This window comes from Mesorhizobium ciceri biovar biserrulae WSM1271 (assembly GCF_000185905.1).
GTDB classification, from domain to species: Bacteria; Pseudomonadota; Alphaproteobacteria; order Rhizobiales; family Rhizobiaceae; genus Mesorhizobium; species Mesorhizobium ciceri.
In genome coordinates, this window is sequence record NC_014923.1 from 1,168,460 (window position 1) to 1,182,162 (window position 13,703).

The window sequence follows — 13,703 nt, forward strand, 5'->3', positions numbered from 1 at the left end:
GTTCAAATGAGTCTTGCAAAATGGACTGTCGGCCTGATGGCCGGAATGAGCATGCTGGCAATTGCGGCGCAGGCGGATGCGGGCGAGGTGCGGGTCACCGTGGCCGAGTACAGCGCCAAGACTGGCCCATATTTCGACAGCGTCAAGAAGGAATTCGAGGCGGCGAACCCCGGCATCACGGTCAAGTTCGAAGTGGTGCCGTGGGATGTGCTGCTGCAGAAGCTGACCACCGACATCACCGCCGGCACCAATGCCGATCTGTCGATCATCGGCACGCGCTGGCTGATCGACTTCGTCCAGCAGGATGTCGCCGAGCCGCTCGACGGCTACATCAAGCCCGACTTCAAGGACCGCTTCATCGACACCTTCCTGTCGCCCTCGATCATGGATGGCAAGACCTACGGCCTGCCGATCGCTGCCTCGGCGCGCGCCATGTACTACAACAAGGAGCTGTTCGAGAAGGCCGGCATCGCCAAGCCACCGGCAAACTGGACCGAGTTGCAGGAAGATGCGCGCAAGATCAAGGCTCTGGGGTCCGGCACGTTCGGCTTCGGCCTGCAGGGCAAGGAGATCGAGACCGACGTTTATTACTACTATGCGATGTGGTCCTACGGCACGGAAATCCTCAACAAGGACGGCACTTCGGGCCTGAGCACGCCCGGCGCGCTTGAAGCCGCCAAACTCTACAAGTCGATGATCGACGAAGGCCTGACCGAACCCGGCGTCACCTCCAACAACCGCGAGGACGTGCAGAACCTTTTCAAGCAGGGCAAGGTCGGCATGATGATCACCGCACCCTTCCTGTCCAACCAGATCAAGGACGAGGCGCCGAACCTGAAATACGGCGTTGCGGCCATTCCCGCTGGACCGACCGGCGCGCGCGGCACCTATGGCGTCACCGATTCCATCATCATGTTCAAGAACTCCAAGAACAAGGACGAGGCCTGGAAGCTGCTCGATTTCCTGTTCACCACGGAGCAGCGTGCCAAGTTCACACAGGGCGAAGGCTTCCTGCCGGTGAACAAGGAAGAGGCCAAGATGGACTACTACGTCAACAATGCCGATCTGGCCGCGTTCACCGCTCTGCTGCCCGACGCCCGCTTCGCGCCGGTCATCCCGGGCTGGGAAGAGGTCGCCCAGATCACGTCGGACGCCATGCAGAAGATCTATCTCGGCGGCGACCCCGAGGCCGGTTTGAAAGACGCAGCCGCCAAGGCCAATGCGGTGCTGAAGAAGTAGGGGCAGTGCTGAAGGAATAGGGCGTATCTCCCTGCGCCCGTGGCGCGCCCCAGATTCAGGCGGGGCGCGCCACATCTTGCAGCCTCGAGCAGAAAGATAGTTCGTCGATGTCAACGCCGCCCAGCCAGGCTCCTTTCCTCTCCCACCGGAGGGGGGAGAGGTGGCTCGGCGAAGCCGAGACGGAGTGGGGGAACCACCTGGCAGCCACCGCGAACGGATATAGGAAGAGCACCAGGCGCAAGCCTCGCCTTGCGCCCAAGGGGTCGACCCCCACTCCGTCGAGCTTCGCTCGACACCTCTCCCCCGATCGACGGGCGAGAGGAAAGGGGCCCTTCCGCAACTGCTGCGGAGAACGGACGAGCAGGTGAGGGCAGCGCCGACGGTTGCAAGGAATCCTGAAGCGGTGCCCTGAGAAGAACGAGGCCGGACCAAGTCAATCTGTTAAGCCAGCGAAATCCAATCTCCTCGCAACGCGGTACAAAGCCAGCCGATGCAAAATCGTTTCTTGCCCTATCTCCTGACCTTGCCCAGCCTGTTTCTGGCGGCGGTGGTCATCTTCTGGCCGGTCTGGGACCTGATCCAGATCTCGACGCATGACGTCAGCCGCTTCGGCCAGCTTCGTGACTTCAACGACCTCGCCAATTTCGCGGCACTCGCTGCCGATCCCGACTTCACGGCCGCGCTTTGGCGCACCGGCCAATGGACGGTGATGGTGGTCGGCGGCGCGCTTCTCTTGTCGATCCCGGTGGCAATGATCCTCAACACCGATTTCTATGGCCGCGGCATTGCCCGCGTCATCATCATGCTGCCCTGGGCGGTGTCGCTGACCATGACTGCGGTGGTCTGGCGCTGGGCGCTGAGCGGCGAAAGTGGCATGCTCAATTCGGCGCTGATCGGCCTCGGCCTCATCGATCACAACATCCAGTGGCTGGCGAGTGCCGAAACCGCCTTTCCGATGCAAGTGCTGATCGGCATCCTGGTGACGGTGCCGTTCACGACGACGATCTTCCTCGGCGGGCTGTCGTCGATCCCGGACGATCTCTACGAGGCGGCGGCGCTTGAAGGGGCGACGCCGCTGCAGCAGTTCCGCGAAATCACCTTTCCGCTCCTGAAACCGTTCATCAACATCGCCATCGTGCTCAACACCATCTACGTCTTCAATTCCTTCCCGATCATCTGGGTGATGACGCAGGGCGGGCCGGCCAACTCGACCGATATCCTGGTCACCCATCTCTACAAGCTGGCCTTCCGCATCGGCAAGCTGGGCGAAGCATCGGCGGTGTCGCTGGTGATGTTCGCCATCTTGCTGGTCTTCACCATGATCTATGTGCGGCTGGCGATGCGGGAGCAACGCGCATGACGAGCAAGCTCAAGCGTTCGATCATCGCCTGGCTGCTGCTGGCGCCGCTGATCGTGGTGACGCTCTTTCCCTTCGCGGTGATGTTCCTGACCGCAGTTAAGCCGAGACAGGAAGTGCTGTCGCCGACCTGGTGGCCGAGCGAATTCCGCTGGTCGAATTTTTCCGACATGTGGGTGGCGACGGGCTTCGGCCAGGCGCTGCTCAATTCGCTCTACGTGTCTGTGATCGCCACCGTCGGCGCCATCCTGATCTCGGTTCCGGCGGCCTATGCGATGTCGCGCTTCCGCTTTGCCGGCTACGGCGCCTTGCGCCAGTTCCTGCTGATTTCGCAGATGATCTCGCCGATCGTGCTGGTGCTCGGCCTGTTCCGGCTGATGGCCGCCTGGGGCCTGGTCGAGAGCACGACGGCGCTCGGCTTCATCTACATGGCCTTCAACGTCGCCTTCACGGTGTGGATGCTGCAGAGCTATTTCGACACCATCCCCCGCGATCTCGAGGAAGCCGCCTGGATGGAGGGCGCCGGCCGCTGGCTGACCTTGCGCAAGGTGTTCCTGCCGCTCTGCCTGCCGGCGATCGCGGTGACGGCGATCTTCACCTTCATCAACGCCTGGAACGAGTTCGTCGTGGCGCTCACCATGCTGCGCAGCCAGGAAAGCTACACGCTGCCGATCCAGGTGTTCTCGCTGGTCGCCGGCCGCTACACCATCGAATGGCATCACGTCATGGCCGCGACGCTGCTGGCGACCTTGCCGGTGGCCATCCTGTTCATCTGGCTGCAGCGCTACCTCGTCAGAGGCCTGGCGCTCGGGGCGGTCAAATAGCGCCTATTCACGGACGGAGCTTTCATGCGCATTTTCACCGCCTCGCTGGCGACGGAAACCAACACCTTCTCGCCGGTGCCGACCGATAGGGCTTCGTTCGAGATGGCCTTCTATGCCGGGCCAGGCAAGCATCCGGAAACGCCGACGCTGTGCTCCTCGCCGATGGTGGCGCTACGCCGGCGTGCGGTGGCCGAAGGCCTCGACGTCATCGAAGGCACCGCCACCTGGGCGGAGCCGGGCGGCCTGGTGCAGCGGCAGACCTATGAGGCTCTGCGCGACGAGATTCTGGGCCAGCTCAAGGCGGCGCTGCCGGTCGATGCTGTCATCCTCGGCCTGCATGGCGCCATGGTGGCGCAAGGCTATGACGATTGCGAAGGCGATCTGCTCGAACGGGTTCGCGCAATGGTCGGGCCGGAGGTGGTGATCGCCGTGGAACTCGATCCGCACAGCCATCTGACACCGAAGCGCGTCGCGGCCTCCGACATTCTCGCCTATTTCCTCGAATTTCCGCACACCGATTTCTACGAGCGCGGCGAACATGTCGTCGAGCTTGGCCTGGCAGCAGTGCGCGGTGAGATCAACCCTGTGATTTCGACCTTCGACTGCCGCATGATCCAGGTGCTGCCGACCAGCCGCGAGCCGATGCGGTCCTTCGTCGATCGCATCAAGGCGCTGCACGGCAAGGACGGCGTGCTGTCGGTCTCCGTCATCCACGGCTTCATGGCGGCCGATGTGCCCGAGATGGGCACGCGCATCCTGGTCGTCACCGACAATGACAAGGCCAAGGGCGACGCGCTGGCGGAACGGCTCGGGCGGGAACTCTACGCGCTGCGCGAAAAGACGGCGATGACGATGCTGAGTGCTGCCGATGGCATCGATCGGGCGCTGGCCGTGCGCACAGAAAATCCGGGCAAGCCGGTGGTCATCGCCGATATCTGGGACAATCCCGGCGGCGGTGTGCCCGGCGACGGCACCTTCGTGCTGCGCCAGATGCTGGCGCGTGGCCTGGACAGGTTCGCCGTCGCGACCATCTGGGATCCGATTGCGGTCACCTTCTGCCTGGCGGCAGGCGAGGGCGCAATCATCGACCTGCGCTTCGGCGGCAAGGCCGGGCCGCAAGCCGGCGAGCCGATTGATGCGCGCGTGCGCGTGCTGAAGGCGGTTGCGGAGGGCTGGCAGAGTTTCGGGCCAAGCCGGGTGACGCTTGGGCCGACGGCGCTGGTCCGCCTCGAAGGCACCGAGGTCGACATCATCCTCAACACCAACCGCACGCAGACTTTCGAGCCGGATATCTTTTCCAACATCGGCGTCGATCCGCTAGCCAAGGACATGCTGCTGATCAAGTCGACCAATCATTTCTACGCCGGCTTCGAGCCGATCGCCGCCGAGATCATCTATGTCTCGGCGCCGAGTTCGTATCCCAGCAATCCGGCGGTGACCGATTACAAGAAGCTGACAAGGCCGGTGTGGCCGAGGGTGACGGATCCTTGGAAGCTGCCAATCTCCCCCACGAGGGGGGAGATTGGCTAATCACACCAACCCGCGCTTGGCCATCATCGCTTCCGGCGACGGCATCTTGCCGCGGAAGGCGGTGTAGAGTTCTTCCGGATCCTTCGACCCGCCGGCCGCGTAGATGTTCTTGCGCAACCGCTCGGCGAGTGCCGGGTTGAAGGGGTCGCCGGTTTCCTCGAAGGCGGCAAAAGCATCGGCATCGAGCACTTCCGACCACATGTAGGAATAGTAGCCGGCCGAATAGCCTTCGCCGGAAAAGACATGGCCGAAATGCGGGGTGCGGTGACGCATGGCTATGGTGTCCGGCATATGCAGTTCTGCAAGCGTTTCGGCTTCGAAACGAAGCGGCGCTTCAGGCGCCTCCGCCCGCGCGTGATAGGCCATGTCCATCAAGGCGGAGGCGGTGAATTCGACCGTGGCGAAGCCGGCGCCGAAGGTGCGCGCGGCCAGCATCTTGTCGAGCAGCGCCTTGGGCATCGGCTTGCCGGTCTTGACGTGCAGCGCGTGCTTCTCCAGCACTGCCGGCACGGTCAGCCAGTGCTCGTAGAGCTGCGAAGGCAGTTCGACGAAATCGCGGCTGACCGAAGTGCCCGAAACCGAGGGCCAGGTGACGTCGGTCAGCATGCCGTGCAAAGCATGGCCGAACTCGTGGAACAGCGTTTTGGCCTCGTCGACCGACAGCAGAGCCGGCTCGCCCACCGGCGGCTTGGCGAAGTTCATGATGTTGTAGATGACCGGGCTCGCACCGTGGCCGAGCCTGTAGCCGGATTGCAACGCGCTCATCCAGGCGCCGGATCGCTTTGACGGCCGGGCGAAATAGTCGGCCAGGAAAAGGCCGCGCTCGCTGCCGTCGGCATTCTTCACCACGAAGACGCGGGCGTCCGGATGCCAGGCCGCGATGTCCTTTTTCTCTTCGAAGGTGATGCCGAACAGCCGTGTCGCCACGTCGAAGCAAGCGTCGATGATCCGGTCGAGCTGCAGATAGGGTTTCAGTTCCGCCTCGTCGAAGGCGAATTTCTCCGCGCGCAGCTTCTCCTGGTAGAAGCGCCAGTCCCAGGCAGCGAATTTTTCGTTGCTGCCGGCTGCGGTGGCCAGCCGTTGCAATTCGATCTGGTCGCTTGCTGCCTTCTCAAGCGCCTTTTCCCACACCGGATCGAGCAGCGCGTGCACGGCCTTCGGCGTCTTGGCCATGGTGTCATCGAGCTTCAGCGCGGCGAAAGAGGCATAGCCGAGCAGCTTTGCCTTTTCGGCCCGCAGGCGCAGCATGTCGCGCACCACGTTCGTGTTGTCGGTGGCGCCGCCATTCTGGCCGCGCATGGTGAAGGCGCGGAAGGCGATCTCGCGCAGATCGCGGCGTTCGGAGAAGGTCGAGAACGGCTCATAGATCGAGCGCGACAGAGTGACGGCATAGCGGCCCTTCTGGCCGCGTATCTCGGCCGCTTCGGCCATGGAACTTTTCACGAAGTCCGGCAGGCCGGCAAGGTCGGCTTCATCGAGGAACAGCGCCCAGTCGCGCTCGTCGGCCAGAACATTCTGGCCGAAAGCTGTGCCGAGCGAGGACAATTCCTCGCTGATGCTTGCCAGCCGCTTCTTGCCGTCGGCGTCGAGCTTGGCGCCGGAACGGACGAAGCCCTTCCAGGTCTTTTCCAGCACCCGCAAGGTCTCGGCGTCGAGCTTCAGGCTCTCACGGCGCTGGTAGAGATCGTCGATGCGGGCAAACAGCCGCTCATTCATTGAAATCGCCGAGAAATGCCTGGACATTTTCGGCGAGATGTCGCGCTCTAGCGCCTGGATCGTCTCATTGGTGTAGGCGCCGGCGCGGCACCAGAAGATCGACGAGACACGATCGAGCGCTTCGCCGCCGAGTTCCAGCGCGGCAAGCGTGTTCTCGACGGTCGGCGCATCCTTGTTGCCGGCGATCGCCTCGATCTCGGCCTCGTGCGCCTTCAGCGCCGCGTCGAAGACCGGGGAGAAGTCGCCGTCGCCAATGCGCGTGAAATCGGGCAGGCCGAGCGGCCCCTGCCACGCGGTCAGCGGATGGGCGGCGAGGTCGACGGCTTTCGTGGAAGGCATGGACAGTCTTTCGTTGGTGAAGCAGGCAGGTGGGTCGTACCCGATGTAGGGCGCGGCCGGCGGACCCGCAATATGCGGATTTGGCCGATATCGCCCTCAAAAGCCGTCGCAGTTTTCGGCGATCGCCGCTTGTGAACTGGCGGTGATGCGGTTGTCGGTGACCGCGAAAGTTTCCTGCATCAGCATGTCGTTGTTGGGGAAATCGTAGCAGGCGACCACCGTGGTGACGCCGCCTTCGCTTTTCTCGATCCGGTGCCGGATCGCAGCACCGGCAACGGCACCTTTCCATTCGTCGATCGAAGCGATGAATTCCTGCTTGCTTTGCACGATGCCGAGGTCGTCCAGCTTGATGCGGACATCGTCGGCGAGCAGGTCGGACAGTTCCGTGCGGTCGGCGACCAGCAGCGCCGAATACCAGCGGCTGATGAGGGCACGATCATCGGCGCGGGCGGCAATAATCGCCAGCAGCAGTGCGGCCGCCACAAAAGCGACCGACCTGATGTTCACCAGCTTGCGCGCCGCCGCGTTCATCCCAGCTCCGGCCGTTCGAAATCGCCAGTCTCCTTGTTCATCGTCCAGAGTTCGCCGGTCGAGATATCGAACCAGGCCCCATGCAGCGACAGCCGTCCCTTGCCTTCGAGAATCGAGACGCAGGGAAAGGTTCTGAGGTTGGCGATGGAATAGCGGATCGAGATGCGCTCCAGCGCGGTCTGGCGCTCCGAAGCGGTCATGAAGGTGCTGGAGGAGACGGTTTCGGCCGCCGGCGCGATCAGGCTCATCCACTTGCCGATGAAGTCGCCCGGCGACAGCGGCGTGGAATTGGTGTCGAGCGCGGCCCGGATGCCGCCACAGCGGCCATGGCCCATGACGACGATGTTCTTGACCTTGAGGCTCTGCACGGCGAATTCAAGCGCCGCCGAGGTCGAATGGAACTCGCCGTCGGGTGCATAGGGCGGCACCAGATTGCCGACATTGCGCAGCACGAAGAGTTCGCCCGGCCCAGCGTCGAAGATCGCCTCGGGCGCCGAACGCGAATCGCAGCAGGCGACGATCATCGTCTCCGGCGCCTGGCCTTCGCGAGCGAGATCGCGATAGCGCCCGCTCTCGGTGAGATAGCGGCCATTCATGAAATTGCGATAGCCGGCGAGAAGATGTTCAGGGAGATGGGACATGGGCGGCGTCTGGAGCCTTTCCGAGTTGGATGCGGCAGCTCGTTGCGGTCTAGAGAGGCTCTAGCGGCAAAAGCCGGTCGCGAGCAATGCAGAATTATGAGGGCTGGCTAGAAATGCCATGCATCCAGCGCAACCGTGGCCAACAGCGTCACGCCCAGATGGCGACGGGAATGCCAAAGCTATCGCGGCCCGGCGGGTCGGGAAACGGCCGCGCCTCGCCGCTGGCGATGCGACCGGCGATCAGCGTCATCGCGGCTGCGTCGAGGAAGTCATCAGCGGCGGCACCGCGGGGCGGCGGCTGGTCGAGAAAGCCCTTATCATAGCCGAGCCGGCAGAGCAGCGCCTTGCGTTCCGCCATGCCGGCCGGATTGATGCTGCCCTTGATCTTCTTCGGCAGTTGCATGGCTTGATCGCCGTTCAAGCGGCAGAAAGCGACTTCCGGATGGGATTCGAACACGCGGCCGCGCAAATCGGGCCGCGCGATCAGCAGGGCGTCGATCTCGCGGATCTTGGCAAAAATGCCGAACGCCTGGATCGAGACGCCGCGCGGCGGATCGGATGTGGTCAGGGCCACCGCGCTTGCCCTGATGTGCGCGGCATACCAGGCTTCGATGGTGGTGAAGCCGTTGGTGTCGGCATAGAGCGCGGCACGGGACGGGATCGAGAAGACACTGGACTGGCGTGCCCCGAGCAGCGGCCGCACCAGGGCTTCGGGGCCGCGCCCGCCCTTGCCCGAAAAGCCGGGCAGGCCGATCGGCATGTCGACGGCGATGACAGCGTCTTCGGGAAGGGATGCGAGCAGGGCAGTGAAGGTTGCAAAGACACCGACCGACGGTGCCATGCCAAAAGTTCGTCGGACGGCGATCCAGCCGGCCTTGCAGCCATCGACGCCGACAAGTACGGCCTCAGTCGATGTCACGCCCGGCGGCCCCGCCCTGGATGTGTGAGGTGGCGAAGCTGGACCATCGCCATCGGATGCGACAGGCTCTGCGCATCGGTTTCTAGCTGCAGTTCGTCGCCGCCGCGCTTGGCAGTGCGTGCCAGGATCTCGTAGACCGCCGCCGTCGTCGATTGCAGCGCCTTGATCGGTGGCTGGCCGGACAGGATGCGTGCCAGGTAGACGGCCGCCGTCAGATCGCCCAGGCCGTTCGGCGGCTTGTCGATCAGGCGGTGTTCGGCGAGCAGCGCCTGGCTGCTATCGAGCAGGAGGTTGCCGGTGCCGCCCGTCATCATCGACGGCGCCGAGGTGACCAGCATGGTCGATGGCCCGGCATGCAGCGTCGCCGCGATCACCGATTTCATGTCTGGCAACGCGGCGCCGGCCATCCATTCCAGTTCGTAGCGGTTAGGGGTGGCTATGTCGGCGATCGGCATCAGCCGATCGCGCATGGCGATGGCGGTCGGTTCGGGCACATAGAGGCCGCCCGAATCACCCATCACCGGATCGCAGATATAGACGGCGCCGGGCGTCCTTGCCTTGACCGCGGCGACCAGCGAGGCGACGGCCTCGGCCTGGCCCGCCTCGCCGAGATAGCCGGACAGCACGGCGCCGACCTCACCCAGCCATGGCGCCCGCTCGAGATCGGCCATCAGAGCCTTGAACTCGTCGAGCGGCGGCACGATGCGCGTCGCGCGCCCATGGCCGGGATGCCAGGGCAAGATGACGGTCGGCACCGCCCAGACCGGGAACCCCAGGGTCTCCAGCGCAAAGACGGCGGCACGGTTGCCGACCGAGCCACGCGCGACATGGCTGGAAATGACGATGACCGCACGCGGCGCGTCGGTTTGTTCGGCGCTCATTGTCGTTTGATTCCTAACTGCCCCGGATGACGTAAAGCACGAGCCAGACCATCAGGCCCAGCGCCAGCAGCAGGCCCAGCGTGCGGCCAAAGCGGGTGCCCCAGACTTCGATCGGATCGGCACGATCGGCATCGGCCGCGGTGACGTGATCGTGCATGCCTTTCGCTGCCCGCGCTACAAACGAGTTGCCGGCCGGATCCGTCTCGCGCGCAATGCGCTCGAGGATACGGCGCGATTCCTTGTCGCTGTCCTGGCGTTCCGCCATGATGATGTCCCGTTTTGCCGGACCTTATCGCGTTCGCACGGCCAATCACAGAGCCTTGCAGCGGCACCGGGCGTGCCAGGCGAGGGGCTGCCGGCGCGGGCGGTTTTCTTGCGCGCTGATTGTGGTAATGCTTCGCGTGCAACTTCTACCGAGGGACCCCATCATGTTTGCCCAGCGCCTTGCCTTGCCGTCCACGTTCCGCACGCTGCCCGCCTTCCTGATGATGGCGATCGTGCTGCCGCTGCTTGCAGGCTGCGGCTATAACACCATCCCGACGGCGGAAGAAAATGCCAGGGCGGCATGGAGCGAGGTGCTGAACCAGTATCAGCGCCGCGCCGACCTCATCCCCAACCTGGTCGAGACGGTCAAGGGCTATGCCTCGCATGAAAAGGATACGCTCGACGCGGTGGTCGAGGCGCGCGCCAAGGCAACGCAGATCACGGTAACACCGGAAACGCTGAAGGATCCCGAAGCCCTCAAGAAGTTTCAGGATGCCCAGGCGGGGCTGACCAGCGCGCTGTCGCGGCTGATCGCGGTCTCGGAGGCCTATCCCGACCTCAAGGCCAATCAGAACTTCCTGGCGCTGCAGGCGCAGCTCGAAGGCACCGAGAACCGCATCGCGGTGTCGCGGCGCGATTACATCCAGGCGGTCAGGGACTACAATCTGACGCTGAGGACGTTCCCCTCGATGCTGTGGGCGACCTTCTGGTTCCGCGGCAACGAGCCCTTCGCCAATTTCACCGTCGCCGAAGACAAGATGCAGCCGCCGAAGGTCGATTTCGGCACGAAGCAGGGCGGGTGAACGTCCACTGTCATCGGAATAAATCCCCCGAAATGACGGGCTGCTGGCGTGCAAACACCCCCCTCTGTCCTACCGGACATCTCCCCCTCAAGGGGGGAGATTGGCAGCTTCGGCGCTGACGCCCATCTTGCGACGTTGAAAATTGGTGAAAGTGGAGATGGCGGCCAATCTCCCCACTTGAGGGGGAGATGCCCGGCAGGGCAGAGGGGGGCGCTCCGGAACGCAAGCCTAGGGTTCCTTTTCGCTCTTCTAAGCCTCCTCTTCCTCCCCTTCACCGCCCTCGCGGCCGATCTCCCGGCGCTGACCGGCCGTGTCGTCGACAATGCCGGCATCATCGACGCCGCGACCAGGGCGGCGCTGACCCAAAAACTCGCCGATTTCGAGACAAAAGGCTCCGACCAGATCGTCGTCGCGACGATTCCCAGCCTCGATGGCGAGGAGATCGAGCCTTACGCCAACCGGCTGTTCCGCTTCTGGAAGCTCGGCCAGGCGAAGGAAAACAATGGCGTGCTGCTGCTGGTGGCCCCGAACGACCGCAAGATGCGCATCGAGGTCGGCTATGGGCTGGAAGGCACGCTGACCGACCTGCACACCAAGCTGATCATCGAAAATGACATGGTGCCGGCCTTCCGCGCCGGGGACTTCTCGGGCGGTATCAGCAAGGCCGTCGACGACATGGTCATGGTGCTGGAAGGCAATCCGGAGGAGCTGGAGGCGCGCGGCGAGCGCAACCAGCAAGCGCCTTTCGATTCCGACGACCTGTTCTTCGCCGTCTTCATCAGCATCTGGGCGATCATCTTCTTCGGCAGCATTGCGGCTTCCGTGCTGCCGCCGATCTTCGGCCAGAAGCTTGGCCCCGGCCGCTACCGCTGGCTTGGCATGACCTTCGAGCCAAGCCGGCGATCCTCCAGTGGCGGCTGGTCGTCGGGGAGTTCCGGCGGCGGCTGGTCTTCGGGGTCAAGCGGCGGTGGAGGTTTTTCCGGCGGCGGCGGTTCGTCCGGCGGCGGCGGCTCGTCGGGAAGCTGGTGATGGCATGATGGTATCCAGCATCAGCCTGTCGAAACGCGACCGCCTCGCCTCGGCCGTCCTGATTGCTGCGGTCGTGCTGTTCTCCTGCGTCATGGCCTACGCGACCGACTTGCCGGCGCTGACCGGCCGTGTCATCGACAATGCCGGCATCATCGACGCCGCGACCAAGACGGCGCTGACGCGGAAGCTCGCCGACTTCGAGACGAAAGGTTCCGACCAGATCGTCGTCGCGACGATTCCCAGCCTCGATGGCGAGGAGATCGAGCCCTACGCCAATCGGCTGTTCCGCTTCTGGAAACTTGGCCAGGCGGGCGAGAACAATGGCGTGCTGCTGCTGGTTGCCCCGAACGACCGCAAGATGCGCATCGAGGTCGGTTATGGGCTGGAAGGCACGCTGACCGACCTGCACACCAAGCTCATCATCGAGAATGACATGGTGCCGGCCTTCCGCGCCGGGGACTTCTCCGGCGGCATCAGCAAAGCCGTCGACGACATGGTCATGGTGCTGGAGGGCAATCCCGAAGAACTGGAAGCGCGGGGCAAGCGCAATCCCGCCGATGACGGCACGTCCATCGATCCGATCTTTGCCGTGTTCCTGATCCTGTGGGCGACGATGTTCTTCGGCGGGATGGCGATGGCGTTCCTGCCGCCGATGTTCGGCACGAAACTGTCGCCGGGCGTGTACAAATGGCTGGGCATGACGTTTCGTTATGGCCGCGGGCCGAGCGGGTACTCGGGCACTGGCTGGACAACCGGTTCATCGTCGGGCGGCGGCTGGTCTTCGGGTTCGGGCAGTGGCTGGTCCTCGGGGTCAAGCGGCGGTGGCGGGTTTTCCGGTGGCGGCGGCTCGTCGGGTGGTGGCGGTTCTTCAGGAAGCTGGTGAGACAGATCATGGCAACACGACCAATCAGCCCGCAGGATCATGAGCGCATCGCAACCGCGATCCACGCCGCCGAGGAGAAAACCGACGGCGAAATCTACTGTGTCGTGGCGCATGCCAGCGACGGCTATTTCTTCCCGGCCGCCTTCATGGCGACCGTGTGCATGCTGATCGTCAGCCTGGCGGTCGGCTACGGTCTGGAGGCCTGGTGGCTGTCGATCCGGCTGCCGCATTTCGTCCTCGCCCAGCTCCTGGCGCTTGCCTGCCTGCTGGCCTTGTTGTGGGCGCTGCCCGGCCTGCGCATTCACCTGGTGCCGAGGCGGCTGCGCTACCAGGCGGCGCACGCCAACGCGATCAAGCAGTTCCTCGCCCGCAACGTCCACCGCACCACGGCGCGCACCGGCGTGCTGGTCTTCGTCTCGATCGCCGAGCGCTATGCCGAGGTGGTCGCCGATTCGGGTATCGACGCCAAGGTCGGCCAGCATGTCTGGGACGGCGTCGTGCGCGACCTTACCGCGCATGCCGGCGACGACCGGCTTGCCGACGGCTTCGTCAAGGCGATCGAGTTGGTGGGTGCGGTGCTGGCCGAGCATTTCCCGGTCACTGCGGGCGACAGCAACGAGCTCGACGACCATCTTGTCGAGATTTGAGCCTTTCCACAGAAGTCTTGAAGGCCCCTTACCAGGGCGGTGATCGCCTGTGAGAAAGCAGCCGGCTGGCCGCCCGGACCCTTGCAATCGGGCGATGCGG

Annotated in this window: 14 protein-coding genes; 8 read left to right on the forward strand and 6 right to left on the reverse strand. The window is 64.1% G+C overall.

The genetic code is table 11. The features are described 5' to 3' along the window. Window positions 1-6 precede the first annotated feature (6 nt). The 4 genes from MESCI_RS05585 (at window position 7) to MESCI_RS05600 (ending at window position 4,950) form a co-directional block, all read left to right on the forward strand. Window positions 7-1,239 (forward strand): ABC transporter substrate-binding protein, encoded by a 1,233-nt coding sequence (locus tag MESCI_RS05585; protein WP_013528982.1) that lies wholly within the window; start codon window positions 7-9, stop codon window positions 1,237-1,239. Between the two features lie 490 nt (window positions 1,240-1,729). Next, entirely contained in the window at window positions 1,730-2,599 is an 870-nt protein-coding gene (locus MESCI_RS05590; protein WP_013528983.1) for a carbohydrate ABC transporter permease, read from the forward strand. Further along, entirely contained in the window at window positions 2,596-3,420 is an 825-nt protein-coding gene (locus MESCI_RS05595) for a carbohydrate ABC transporter permease (RefSeq protein WP_013528984.1), read from the forward strand. The genes MESCI_RS05590 and MESCI_RS05595 overlap by 4 nt, the downstream gene beginning before the upstream one ends. Window positions 3,421-3,444: 24 nt before the next feature. Further along, on the forward strand, window positions 3,445-4,950 hold the full coding sequence (locus tag MESCI_RS05600; RefSeq protein ID WP_013528985.1) for a M81 family metallopeptidase: 1,506 nt from the start codon (window positions 3,445-3,447) through the stop codon (window positions 4,948-4,950). On the opposite strand, the gene MESCI_RS05605 is transcribed toward MESCI_RS05600, so the two are convergent. The 6 genes from MESCI_RS05605 to MESCI_RS05630 all read right to left on the reverse strand — a co-directional run bounded on the left by MESCI_RS05605 (window position 4,951) and on the right by MESCI_RS05630 (window position 10,242). Continuing rightward, the gene (locus tag MESCI_RS05605) at window positions 4,951-7,005 is read right to left on the reverse strand and encodes a M3 family metallopeptidase (RefSeq protein WP_013528986.1); all 2,055 of its coding nucleotides are present in this window, start codon (window positions 7,003-7,005) and stop codon (window positions 4,951-4,953) included. It abuts the gene before it with no gap. A gap of 96 nt (window positions 7,006-7,101) precedes the next feature. Then, on the reverse strand, window positions 7,102-7,536 hold the full coding sequence (locus MESCI_RS05610) for a hypothetical protein (RefSeq protein ID WP_013528987.1): 435 nt from the start codon (window positions 7,534-7,536) through the stop codon (window positions 7,102-7,104). Continuing rightward, complete coding sequence (locus tag MESCI_RS05615) at window positions 7,533-8,177, reverse strand: carbonic anhydrase (RefSeq protein WP_013528988.1); 645 nt, start codon at window positions 8,175-8,177, stop codon at window positions 7,533-7,535. The genes MESCI_RS05610 and MESCI_RS05615 overlap by 4 nt, the downstream gene beginning before the upstream one ends. Before the next feature lie 148 nt (window positions 8,178-8,325). Then, a complete protein-coding gene (locus MESCI_RS05620) occupies window positions 8,326-9,096 on the reverse strand; it encodes a DUF429 domain-containing protein (protein ID WP_013528989.1) in 771 nt (256 codons plus the stop codon). Beyond that, window positions 9,093-9,977 (reverse strand): pyridoxal kinase PdxY, encoded by an 885-nt coding sequence (gene pdxY, locus MESCI_RS05625; RefSeq protein ID WP_013528990.1) that lies wholly within the window; start codon window positions 9,975-9,977, stop codon window positions 9,093-9,095. Before pdxY ends, MESCI_RS05620 begins: the two co-directional genes overlap by 4 nt. 13 nt (window positions 9,978-9,990) lie before the next feature. Beyond that, window positions 9,991-10,242, reverse strand: coding sequence for a hypothetical protein (locus MESCI_RS05630; protein WP_013528991.1), 252 nt, complete (start codon window positions 10,240-10,242; stop codon window positions 9,991-9,993). A 163-nt stretch (window positions 10,243-10,405) separates the two neighbouring features. On the opposite strand from MESCI_RS05630, the gene MESCI_RS05635 reads away from it, so the two are divergent. From MESCI_RS05635 to MESCI_RS05650, 4 genes are all read left to right on the forward strand, one after another. Continuing rightward, a complete protein-coding gene (locus tag MESCI_RS05635; protein ID WP_013528992.1) occupies window positions 10,406-11,044 on the forward strand; it encodes a LemA family protein in 639 nt (212 codons plus the stop codon). A 177-nt stretch (window positions 11,045-11,221) separates the two neighbouring features. Next, window positions 11,222-12,073, forward strand: a complete 852-nt coding sequence (locus MESCI_RS05640; RefSeq protein WP_013528993.1) for a TPM domain-containing protein — start codon at window positions 11,222-11,224, stop codon at window positions 12,071-12,073. Between the two features lie 4 nt (window positions 12,074-12,077). Further along, window positions 12,078-12,956: a TPM domain-containing protein gene (locus MESCI_RS05645; protein WP_013528994.1), complete on the forward strand. Its 879-nt coding sequence runs from the start codon at window positions 12,078-12,080 to the stop codon at window positions 12,954-12,956. An 8-nt stretch (window positions 12,957-12,964) separates the two neighbouring features. Further along, complete coding sequence (locus tag MESCI_RS05650) at window positions 12,965-13,603, forward strand: TPM domain-containing protein (protein WP_013528995.1); 639 nt, start codon at window positions 12,965-12,967, stop codon at window positions 13,601-13,603. Window positions 13,604-13,703: the final 100 nt, after the last annotated feature.